Origin of the sequence: Streptomyces sp. NPDC127119, assembly GCF_042677425.1 — a bacterium.
Taxonomy (GTDB): domain Bacteria; phylum Actinomycetota; class Actinomycetes; order Streptomycetales; family Streptomycetaceae; genus Streptomyces.
In genome coordinates this window covers 72,480-79,449 of the sequence record NZ_JBHXTO010000029.1, presented here as the reverse complement: position 1 = coordinate 79,449, position 6,970 = coordinate 72,480, and the positions used below count along the sequence as shown (strand labels likewise).

At 71.2% G+C, this 6,970-nt stretch carries 7 protein-coding genes; 4 read left to right on the top strand and 3 right to left on the bottom strand.

From position 1 onward, the window contains the following. Positions 1-483: 483 nt before the first annotated feature. Positions 484-1,461: a helix-turn-helix domain-containing protein gene (locus ACFVH5_RS16085; protein ID WP_385834292.1), complete on the top strand. Its 978-nt coding sequence runs from the start codon at positions 484-486 to the stop codon at positions 1,459-1,461. Positions 1,462-1,510: 49 nt separating this feature from the next. Here ACFVH5_RS16085 and ACFVH5_RS16080 read toward each other — a convergent pair whose 3' ends face one another. Both ACFVH5_RS16080 and ACFVH5_RS16075 read right to left on the bottom strand, forming a co-directional pair. Beyond that, positions 1,511-1,855, bottom strand: coding sequence for a hypothetical protein (locus tag ACFVH5_RS16080; RefSeq protein ID WP_385834291.1), 345 nt, complete (start codon positions 1,853-1,855; stop codon positions 1,511-1,513). Positions 1,856-1,944: 89 nt separating this feature from the next. Beyond that, positions 1,945-2,898 carry a LysR family transcriptional regulator gene (locus ACFVH5_RS16075; RefSeq protein WP_384800142.1) on the bottom strand — a complete coding sequence of 318 codons (954 nt, stop codon included), beginning with the start codon at positions 2,896-2,898 and terminating at the stop codon, positions 1,945-1,947. A gap of 62 nt (positions 2,899-2,960) precedes the next feature. On the opposite strand from ACFVH5_RS16075, the gene ACFVH5_RS16070 reads away from it, so the two are divergent. Both ACFVH5_RS16070 and ACFVH5_RS16065 read left to right on the top strand, forming a co-directional pair. Continuing rightward, the gene (locus tag ACFVH5_RS16070) at positions 2,961-4,268 is read left to right on the top strand and encodes an MFS transporter (RefSeq protein ID WP_385834290.1); all 1,308 of its coding nucleotides are present in this window, start codon (positions 2,961-2,963) and stop codon (positions 4,266-4,268) included. A gap of 186 nt (positions 4,269-4,454) precedes the next feature. Beyond that, entirely contained in the window at positions 4,455-5,477 is a 1,023-nt protein-coding gene (locus tag ACFVH5_RS16065) for a sigma-70 family RNA polymerase sigma factor (RefSeq protein ID WP_385834288.1), read from the top strand. Here the strand turns inward: ACFVH5_RS16065 and ACFVH5_RS16060 are convergent. Continuing rightward, positions 5,361-5,747 carry an STAS domain-containing protein gene (locus tag ACFVH5_RS16060; RefSeq protein WP_385834287.1) on the bottom strand — a complete coding sequence of 129 codons (387 nt, stop codon included), beginning with the start codon at positions 5,745-5,747 and terminating at the stop codon, positions 5,361-5,363. The two genes, ACFVH5_RS16065 and ACFVH5_RS16060, sit on opposite strands and share 117 nt — an antisense overlap. 238 nt (positions 5,748-5,985) lie before the next feature. Here ACFVH5_RS16060 and ACFVH5_RS16055 point away from each other — a divergent pair, with 238 nt between their 5' ends. Beyond that, complete coding sequence (locus ACFVH5_RS16055) at positions 5,986-6,906, top strand: AEC family transporter (RefSeq protein WP_385834286.1); 921 nt, start codon at positions 5,986-5,988, stop codon at positions 6,904-6,906. The last annotated feature ends 64 nt before the right edge of the window (positions 6,907-6,970 follow it).

Sequence of the window (6,970 nt, the reverse complement as noted above, 5' to 3'; positions counted from 1 at the left end):
ATAAAGTTCTGAATCACTAATACTGGACGTACTTTTTAAAACTCCCGGTGCGGCGAGAGGGCGTGCCAGGCGTCGGCCGGCAGGCGGGAATTTGACGACAGGGCCTAGGGCCTGTCTGACAGTTCCCGTCGTCGCCCGGCAGACGGAAATTGTCAGACAGGCCCTAGGACCCGCCCTGGCCGGCGGGGTGCGCCACGGTGTTGTGCGGGATGCAGAGGCACGCGTCCGGGCAGGCGTCCCGGTCGATCTGCCGGGTGCCGGTGGCGTTGCCGCTCCCCCGTCTTCCGGCAGGAACGACGGCCTCGTCCTGAACCCTGGAAGACGGCGGACCTGCGGGTACGGCCGCCGGAGGCGTTGCGGGAAAATGACGAATCCTGTCAAAATGACGTCGGGAACCGGCCGTGCGGAGGGGTGTCTTGTGGGGGAACCGTCCGAGGTGTCGTCCGGCCTGCTTCACGACCGATACAGACGACGGCTCGCCGCATGAGCCCTGTTCTGGACACCGCGCTCATGCCGCCGCGGGACCGGGAGGAAGTGGTCCGGCACGCGGTGTGGGAGTCCGTGGTGGCGGTCGACATCGACCATCCCGTCCCGGCGGAGGACATCTCCGTCCGTATAGGGCTCGGCAGCTTCGGGCCGCTCAGGATCTGTTCGGCGCGGGCGACCTCGGTCACCGTCCGCCGGACCGAGCAACTGGCCCGGGAGGACGAGGAACCGCTCGTCTTCCTCGGCCTGCAGATGTCGGGCACCAGCCTGGTGGTGCAGAACGGCCGCGAATGCCTGCTGGGGCCGGGGGACTTCGCCGTGTACGAATCGGTCGCTCCCTACACGCTTCTCTTCGACGAGGGAGTCGACCACCACTTCTTCCGTCTCCCCCGCGCCGCGCTCGCGCTTCCCGAGCGGCTGTTACGGGACGTCAGCGCGATCACTCTGGGACCCGGCAATTCCGTCGCGCGCCTCGCCTCCACCTACTTCTCCCAACTGGCCGCCGACGACGAACTGCAGTTGGGCGTGCACGCGGAGGCCGTCGTGGAACCGAGCATCGAACTCCTCCGTGCCGTCCTGACGTCCCAGTACGGTGACTCCGGACGTGCCAGGGAGCCGCTGGAGGCGACACTGAGCCTGCGGATCACCCACTGGATCCGGGCGCACCTGGCGGACCCCGATCTGTCGGCGGCACGGATCGCCGCCGCGCACGGAATCTCCGTACGTCACCTCTACGCCGTGCTGTCCCGGTCGGGCATCAGCCTCGGGGACTGGATCCGCGCACGCCGCCTGGCCGAATGCCGGCGGGAGCTGGCCGGGCCGAACGCTCGGCTGCGGACGGTCGCGGCGACAGGACGACGGTGGGGCTTCGTGGACGCGACCCACTTCAGCAAGGTGTTCAAACGGGCCTACGGAATCTCGCCCCGCGCCTGGCGCGAGCAGAACCGCCACGACGGCCCGCGCTTCCCCGGGTGAGGGCTGCCGCACGACCGCGGTCGTGCGGCAGCCGGAGCGGACTACGGCCTCAGCACTGGCGCAGGCCGCTCGCCGGGTCCTGGCCGGTCTTCAGCGAGACGGCGGGGACGTTGCCCCAGGAGCCGTTGTCGAGCTGGGTCCAGTACCAGATGTCGTTCTGGCCCTGGTGCGGATCGCCGTGGCCCCAGCACACGAACCAGTTGAACCCGGTGTTGAGCGTGCCGCGGGTGGCCGAGCGGTAGGAGCGGTCCGCGTAGCCCTTCGCGCCCACGGTGTTGCCGCAGTACAGACGGCCGTCGGAGCGGACCCCGCACTCGGCGGCGTGGGCGGTGGTGGCGGGCACGAAGAGTGCCAGCAGGGCGGTGGCGATCAGAGCGCCCAGTGTCCTGGTCATGCGTGAGGTATTCATGATCCGTCCAACGGACCGGCCGGGACGAGGTAACGACCGGTCCCGGCCACCGGGACGGAACGAAACCGGCCCGCTCACTCCGGGAGCAGGTTGCCCCTTCTCGACAGCAGGAACTTCTTGAAGGCCGCCACCGGCGGGGTGTCCGGGTGGCCGTCCAGCCAGGCGACCCCGATCTCCCGGGCCGCCCGGGGGGCCGTGACCGTCAGTTCCACCACCCCCGGGCGGGGGACGGCCGGCGGGGGCAGGAGGGCCACTCCCAGGCCCGCCGCCACCAGGCCGCGCAGGGTCTCCGCCTCCTCGCCCTCGAAGGCGATCCGGGGGCGGAAGCCCGCCTGCCGGCACAGGTCGTCGGTGATGCGCCGCAGGCCGTAGCCGGGTTCCAGGGTCACGAAGGCCTCCTCGGCGGCCTCCGCGAGGCGGATACGGCGGCGGGAGGCCAGGCGGTGGTCGGCCGGAACCACCAGACGGAGCTTCTGCTCGTCCAGGCGGCGGCCCACCAGATCGGGGGCGTCCGGGACGGGGGACGTGAGGCAGAGGTCGAGTTCGCCGGAGCGCAGACGCTCGATCATCGCCTCGCCGTAGTTCTGGACCAGGCTGAAGCGGACGCGGGGGTGGTCGACGCGGAAGGCCCGGATCAGCGCCGGGACCGTCTCGGAGCCCATGGTGTGCAGAAAGCCGAAGGCGACCTTGCCGGTGGCGGGGTCGGCGTCGGCCCGTACCTCGTCGGCGGCCCGCTCGATCTCCGCGAGCGCCCGCTCCACGGAACCGAGGAACGTGCGGCCGGCCGGGGTGAGGGAGACCGTGCGGCCCCGGCGGGCGAAGAGGTCCACCCCCAGGTCCTGTTCGAGGCGGACCATCGCCCGGGACAGCGTCGACTGCGGGACCTGCATCTCCTGCGCGGCCCGCGTCACATGCTCGGTGCGGGCGACCCCGGCGAAGTACGCCAGGCGCGGGGCGAGCACGGCGACGATGTCTTCTGTGTCACCGGACGGTGACAGGCGTCCCTCTGACCTCTGTTGATGCATCACGGGAACGATTATGACGATTCCGTGCATTGGACGGATGACGGGGAGGACTTTAGGTTCGAAACATGCCTTCCGCCAGTACCGGGGCGTCCACCAGCGTGGTCGCCCCCTCCGCCGCCGCTCGCACCGAAACCGTCGCCCCCACCGAAGTGGTCCCCGTCGACACCCGGCTGACCCCGGGCGGACCCGGCTACCGCCGGATGAGCTTCGCCCTCTTCCTCGCCGGGGTCGCGACCTTCGCGCTCCTCTACTCCACCCAGGCCCTCCTCCCCCTGATCTCGCACGACTTCGGGGTCACGGCGAGCACCGCGAGCTGGACGGTGTCGGCGGCGACCGGCGCACTGGCCCTGTTCGTCCTGCCGCTGAGCGCGCTCTCCGAGCGATTCGGACGGCGTACGTTGATGACGGCGTCCCTCGCGGTCGCGGTGACCGTCGGACTGCTCGTGCCCTTCGCCCCCTCGGTCGGCTGGCTGGTCGCACTGCGGGCCGTCCAGGGCGCGGCACTGGCCGGACTGCCCGCCTCGGCGACGGCGTACCTGGCGGAGGAGGTACGGCCGAAGGCGCTGATCACCGCCATCGGCCTGTTCGTCGCGGGCAACAGCGTCGGCGGGATGAGCGGCCGGGTCATCACCGGCTGGGTCGCGCAGGAATGGGGCTGGCGGGTCGCCGTCGGCACGATCGGCGTGATCGCGGTGGGCTGCGCGGTCGCCTTCCGGCTGCTGCTCCCGGCACCCCGGCACTTCACGGCGGGATCGCTGCACCCCGCGGCGCTGGTCCGCACGGTCCGCGACCACCTCGCGAACCCGCTGCTGCGCAGGCTGTACGCGATCGGCGCGCTGTTCATGACGGTGTTCGGCGCCGTCTACACGGTGATCGGCTACCGCCTCACCGACGCCCCGTTCTCCCTCCCGCAGGGCCTCATCGGCTCGATCTTCCTGGTCTACCTGGTCGGTACGGTCTCGGCGTCGACCGCCGGAAAGCTGGTGGGCCGGCTCGGCAGGCGCGGCGCGCTGTACCTCGCGGGCGCCACGACGACGGCGGGTCTGCTGGTGTCGCTGGCCGACTCGATACCGCTCGTGCTGCTCGGTCTCGTGCTGATCACGGCCGGATTCTTCGCCGGACACGCGGTGGCGTCCTCCTCCGTCAGCCACACGGCGAAGGAGGGCCGCGCCCAGGCCTCGGCGCTGTACCAGTCCGCGTACTACCTGGGCTCCAGCGCGGGCGGCACGCTCGGCGCGGTCGCCTACCATTCCGGCGGCTGGGCCGGGACGGTCTCGCTCGGCCTGCTGGCGGTCGTCGGGGTCGTCGGCATCACGGTGCTCGGGTCGCACGCGGCCCGGACCCAGCGGCGGCTGGTGGCGGTGCAGCACTGACAGACCCGGGACTCACCGGGGGCAACCGGCGCACATGTGGGTGCAGGCCAGGACAGCAACCGTCCTGACCTGCACCTTTTCCGTCTCGGAGGGCCATTGTCAGTGGGCTGCGGTAGCTTCCGGAGTGCCGGTGTCGCAATGGGGCGACGCTCGCACGGCGGACAAGGCCACAGGGGTGGGTTGGCTATGAGCGACGGTACGGCGACGGTGGAAGACCTCGATGTCCGGCTGGAGAAGCACCGGGTCGAGCTGACGGGGTACTGCTACCGGATGCTCGGCTCGTCCTTCGAGGCCGAGGACGCGGTCCAGGACACGTTGGTGCGCGCCTGGCGCAGCTACGACAAGTTCGAGGGCCGTTCCTCGATGCGTTCGTGGCTGTACCGGATCGCGACGAACGTCTGCCTGGACATGCTGACCGCCGGCAACAAACGGGCCCGGCCCATGGATCTGACGGACTCGACGCCTCTCGCGCAGGCCGCCCTGACGCCGCGCGCGGACAACACCTGGCTGGAGCCGATGCCGGACGCGCGCGTGCTGCCGACGGTCGCCGACCCGGCCGAGGCCGCCGTCGCCAAGGAGTCGGTGCGCCTCGCCTTCATGGCCGCCCTGCAGCAACTGCCGCCCAAGCAGCGGGCCGTGCTCATCCTGCGTGAGGTGCTGGCGTGGAAGGCGAGCGAGGTGGCCGAGCTGCTCGGCACGACGGTCGCCTCCGTGAACAGCGCGCTGCAGCGGGCGCGGGCGACGCTCTCGGAGAGCGGCGACGGGAGCGCGGCGGCGCGGGCCGTCACCTCCGATCCGCTCGACGAGGAGCAGCAGAAACTGCTCGACCGCTATGTGGCCGCCTTCGAGGGGTACGACATGGCGGCGCTGACGGCCCTCCTGCACGAGGACGCCGTGATGACGATGCCGCCGTTCGACCTGTGGCTGACCGGTCCCTCGGACATCACGGGCTTCATGACGACGCTCGGCGCCGCCTGCGCGGACTCCCATCTGGTCCCGGTCGCGGTGAACGGACTGCCGGGCTTCGCCCAGTACAAGCCGGACCCCGAGACGGGTGGCCGTACGGCGTGGGCCGTACAGGTCCTGGAGATCTCAGAGGGGCGGATCACGGGATTCCACTGCTTCCTCGACACGCAGCGGTGGTTCCCGCTGTTCGGGCTGCCGCTCCACCTCGAAGGGCAGGGCGACGAGGGCGAGCAGCGCCCGTAGGGCGGGGTCGGGGGCGCGGAGTCTGAGGCGGCCTCCGGCGCGGCGGGCCGCGAGCTGCATCCTTGCCAGGGCGTCGACGGTCGTCAGGCCTGGTGGGCCCAGGTCTCCGACGTCGCAGACGACGACGCGGACCGTGGTGTCCTGCAGCCGTGTGCGCACGGCTTCGCAGAGCCTCGGCACGTCGTCCTTGGTGACGGGGCCGGGCAGTACGAGTACGGGGGGTGTCGTGGCGTCCACGTGCGGTAGACCGTGACGGGGCGCGGAACTCATCGCTTGAGCGTTGCGACCTGCGGTCGGCTGGGCTGTTGTCGGGTGCGGGTCGGTGGGGGTTGCTCGCGCAGTTCCCCGCGCCCCTGAAAGGCCGGTCGATCGTCGGCTGACGGCCGGTGGGGGTGACCCGCGCCGTTCCCCGCGCCCCTGAAGGACGGGCCCCACAGCCGGTGGGGGCTCCCCCCGGCCCTAGGGTTGGGTGTATGACCCATGAATCACCGGGCCCGCGGGAGGTGCCGTGCAGGGGGTGCTGAACGGGTTCGCCGTCATCGCCGTCGTCATCGCGGTCGGGTATCTGATCGGGCGTCGGGGGTACCTCGGTGACAACGGGCGGGAGGTGCTGACCAAGCTCGCGTTCCACGTCGCCACGCCCGCACTGCTCTTCACCACCCTCGCGCGGGCCGACCTGTCGGTGATCCTGTCGAACCGGCTGCTGGTGACGGCGGTCAGCACGTTCGCGGTGGCCGGGGTCTTCGTCGCGGTCGGTGCCGTACGCCGCTGGGGCGTGGGCCGTACGACGATCGGCGCGCTCTGCTCCAGTTACGTCAACGCGGGCAATCTCGGTATCCCGATCGCCGTGTACGTCCTCGGGGACGCCTCGCTCGTCGCGCCGGTCCTGCTGTTCCAGCAGATCGTGATGACGCCGGTCGCGCTGACGATCCTCGATCTGTCGGGCGCGGGCGAGAAGCAGCCGCTCTGGCGGCAGGTCACCGCTCCCCTGCGCAACCCCGTCGGGATCGGCTCACTGGCCGGGGTGGCGGTCTCGGCGACGGGGCTGACCGTGCCGGGGCCCGTCATGGACCCGCTGACCCTGATCGGCAACATGTCCGTACCGGCCGTACTGCTCGCCTTCGGCATCTCCCTGTGCGGCAGCACGATGCCGGGCCGCGGCGCGGATCGGGCGCCCGTACTGCTCTCCGTGGCCCTCAAGTCCGTGGGCCAGCCCCTGGTGGCCTGGGGCCTGGCGGCGGGGGTCTTCGGCCTGCGGGGCGAGCCGCTGCTGGACGTGGTCGTCACCTCGGCCCTGCCGGCCGCCCAGAACCTCTTCACCTACGCCTCGCGCTACCGCGTGGGCGAGGTCCTGGCCCGCGAGTCGATCCTGCTGTCGACGATGCTGGCGGTACCGGTGCTGGTGGTGATCGCGGCGCTGCTGGGGTGATGTCCCTCGGACCGTCGCCCCGGGATCGCGGAACGGGACCGGTGGTCGCCCGCCGGTCCCGTTC